This window comes from Chryseobacterium sp. CG10_8 (assembly GCF_058117085.1).
The window spans coordinates 1-3,484 of record NZ_JBYVEB010000178.1 but is presented as its reverse complement, the minus strand read 5'-3'; the positions used below and the strand labels follow the sequence as shown (position 1 = coordinate 3,484).

4 protein-coding genes are annotated in these 3,484 nt (G+C 30.2%); 1 reads left to right on the top strand and 3 read right to left on the bottom strand.

All coding sequences use genetic code 11. From position 1 onward, the window contains the following. Positions 1–198: 198 nt before the first annotated feature. Positions 199–744, bottom strand: coding sequence for a GNAT family N-acetyltransferase (locus tag AC4AGG_RS15795; RefSeq protein WP_489772983.1), 546 nt, complete (start codon positions 742–744; stop codon positions 199–201). A 114-nt stretch (positions 745–858) separates the two neighbouring features. Between AC4AGG_RS15795 and AC4AGG_RS15790 the strand changes: the two genes are divergently transcribed. After that, a complete protein-coding gene (locus AC4AGG_RS15790) occupies positions 859–1,206 on the top strand; it encodes a hypothetical protein (RefSeq protein ID WP_489772982.1) in 348 nt (115 codons plus the stop codon). A 132-nt stretch (positions 1,207–1,338) separates the two neighbouring features. Here the strand turns inward: AC4AGG_RS15790 and AC4AGG_RS15785 are convergent, their stop codons facing one another. Further along, a complete protein-coding gene (locus tag AC4AGG_RS15785) occupies positions 1,339–2,229 on the bottom strand; it encodes a hypothetical protein (RefSeq protein ID WP_489772981.1) in 891 nt (296 codons plus the stop codon). A gap of 276 nt (positions 2,230–2,505) precedes the next feature. After that, positions 2,506–3,345 (bottom strand): hypothetical protein, encoded by an 840-nt coding sequence (locus AC4AGG_RS15780; RefSeq protein ID WP_489772980.1) that lies wholly within the window; start codon positions 3,343–3,345, stop codon positions 2,506–2,508. Positions 3,346–3,484: the final 139 nt, after the last annotated feature.

The window sequence follows — 3,484 nt, the reverse complement described above, 5'->3', positions numbered from 1 at the left end:
AAAAAGTATTAGCGAAGGCGGGCGAAAAATGAACTGAAAGTTCAGTTTCGACGGGACGAAGCCATTGCTTTTTCTATTGAACTAAATTAAGAAAAAAATGTGAAATAAAAAAGCAATTGGCGGCGAAGAATATTCAAATTTTCAATTTGAGTATTCAAGCCCGCTTTTGCTAATACACTGTTAGCCGACGTTTTTTTATTATTTTCTTTTATCAGTTGATAAAATTGCATATCCATAATTATCTGACCAACCTGATTTTAGCGGTAGTAATTTTCTTGTATGCGCTTCTCTAATCATTCCAACTTTTTCTAAAACACTTATTGAACCAAAATTTTCTACAGCACAACCTGCTTCGATTCGATGTAATTTTAAATCTTGAAATCCAAAATCTAATATTTTTCTTAAACTCTCTGTAGCATAACCTTTATTCCAAAATTTGAAATCATATTGAAACCAAACTTCAGCATTTCTATAATTTTCTTTACCTAATTTAATTCCGATTAGTCCAATAAATTGATTTGTCTCACTTATTTCAACAGTAAAAGTGAAATTTGAAATTTTATTTTTGGAATTTTCAGTAATCCAATTTTCAACAGTAATTTCAGTTTCATTAATACTCTTAGGGATTTTAGAAGTATTAAATTTAGCTGTTTCTTCTAAAGATTGCAATTTGAAAACGTCTTCAATATTTAGTTTTGAAATTGGCTTTATATTTAATCTTTCGGTTTCTAAATTTAGATTCATCGTGGTTTTTTATTATTAGCACGTAGTTTTGTAAAATGTTGGCTAACGGCGGTGTGTTGCTGTCAGTGGCGACAATAACCACGAATATTTAATAGAATTACAAAATTATAAAATATGGAAAATAAATCTAAAGAAGCACATTCAGAGCCATTGAAGCAACACAATGTTAACCGCAGTAATGATATAGATACAAAAATGGAGATCATAGGAATTGATGAAAAATTTAGCGTTCATTTTCTTTATGTTCCAGAAGGCTACAATATAACAAGCCATGCTATTACTGAACATAAAACTCAAGTAATTGGACGGTTGAAGCAGTTCAACAGATTGAAGTGTATTGCACCTTGGAAAAAAGACCATAAAGATTTAGTTGCGTTTTTCACCCAAATACTTGAAACTCGTGGGTGGGATTTTCATCAATTCCCTAATCCTATAGGTGTGGGTGTGTATTATTGCGGTTAACGGTTTTGGGCTTTGCGTTCGGGCGGGTTTCGAAGCACAAAGTTTCAATTTATTACTAAAGTTTATTAGAAGCACAAAACTTCAAGTTTGCACGTCACCCCGCCTGACGCAAAACCCTTGTTGCCTGCAGTGCTATTGTGAGTTTTTCCATTTTGTCGTTTTATAAATATCTGAAATAACTTCCAAATCTTTTGCTGGGCGTTTGCCCCAAGCTGTATAAACTGTTGTAAGTTTTTTTAATTGTTTGAGTTTTTCAAAGTCGTGAATTGGCACTTGCAATGGTTTGTCATAACTTGTTAACACAAGTCTTTCCAAGTTTTGAAATTGTAATAAACTGTCAATTGATGAAAAATTTGGACAAGTAAACATTTCAATTGTCTTTACCAATTCAGGATTTTCAATTTTTGGAAATTCAGTAATATGGCTATTATAACTAACATTTAAACTTTCAATTTTTGTCAACTTGCTTAAAAATGCGTGATGTGTTAAGTGACTACAACCGTGTAGATGTAGATTAGTTAAGTTTGGAAATTTTTCCGAAATCAGATTTTCTGACTTTAATATACTGTTCACTCTCAACGTTTGTAGTTGTTCGTTTTCTGTTACTAAATCTAAGTCGATATTGCCAACACATAATTTTTCTAATTTTCTTTGTTGGTTGAGAAATTTATATTGATTTGTATTTGTTAACCCTCTATCAAAAGTGAATTGTATTAATGTTTCAATGTGTTCAATTGGCTTAAATGATAGACTTTTCTTGGTGTAGTCACCTGTAAGTTCTAAAGAAGTTAAATGTTTGAAGTCATTCAAAAATTCAATGCTTTCCAACTGTACTTCGTATGATGGATGAATAAGTAGTTTGTCGATGTTTGAGATATACTTCCAAATGTCAACAGGTAAAAATTCATTTAGAAAAATATTCAATTTTATTTTCTTTTCGGAATTCGGGTTCAATATTTCTAAAAGTGAGGTGTCAAACTTTTTATCTATTGAAATGGTCAGGTCTTCTTGCTTTTTTAACAAGTCAATAAGTTTCTCTTTTTTTATTTCGTTAAGTTCTATCTTTGTCATATGTAGTGTTTGGTAAGCATTGCGGGCAACGAAAAAGTATTAGCGAAGGCGGGCGAAAAGTGAACTGAAAGTTCAGTTTTCAACCAAACTGAGCCAATGCTTTTTCAATGAAGTAAACTTACAAATAAAATACGGAATTGAAAAGCAGTGGCGGCGAAGAATATTCAAATTTTCAATTTGAGTATTCAAGCCCGCTTTTGCTAATACACTGTTATCTGCAGGTTTTTTTTATTCAATTTGTTCTAAAAGCATAGTCATTTTAGATTCTGATAATTTCAATGGAGCAAGACTATATTCTGCAAAATTTCCTGTCAAATCAGAATAATATCCTGTATAAAGCCAAATTTCCTTAAAAGGCAATGTGCTAAAATAATCAAATAAAGTATGTTGAGTTTTATAAATATCCTCTAATTCAAATGTTATAGTTCTATTGTCAATTAACAAAATTACATTCTCTTTATTACTGTGTTTTTTCTTCATCTTTTTATCAATACTATTTTTAATTATTTCAGTAAGTTTATTAGAATTCAAATCTCTGTTATTCAAAAAAACAAACACATTTTTTTTGTACAAGGGATTTTTTATTAATTCATTCTTCTGAATGTTCTTTTTCTTATAGTTTTGAATAACTTCTTGTATTTTTTTATCTGGAAAATTAAAATTTATTTTTTCAAGTTGATGAAATTCAACTTCTTCATAGCTACAAAATTCTTGTAATTTTTCTTCATACTTCATTTTTCTAAAAAAGTCTTCATCCTCGGAGATTGACGTTATTTCAATAATCATTTTCTTAGAGTTACTTAACTCAACTTCAAAATCCCAAGGCTTATCACGTGATATTATATTAACTCCTACCATTTCTTTTATAAAAAATTTCACATAGCGACTTAGGAAACTAATAAAAATAATTTGTTCTCTTAACTGAGTATTAGGAATTGAAAGTCTAACTTTTTTATTCTCAATTCCATTTCTGTCAATAATGATGAATAATTTATAGTTTTGCTTATCACTTAAATCTTGGTTTGGATTTAATTCTGTCGAAAATTTATCAGAGTTAGAATTTGTCATAAACTTGCAGATAACGAAAAAGTATTAGCGAAGGCGGGCGAAAAGTGAACTGAAAGTTCGATTTTCGACGAGATGAAGCCAATGCTTTTTCGGTGAAGTGAAATTACAAAAAAATAACGAAACCGGAAAGCAGTGGCGG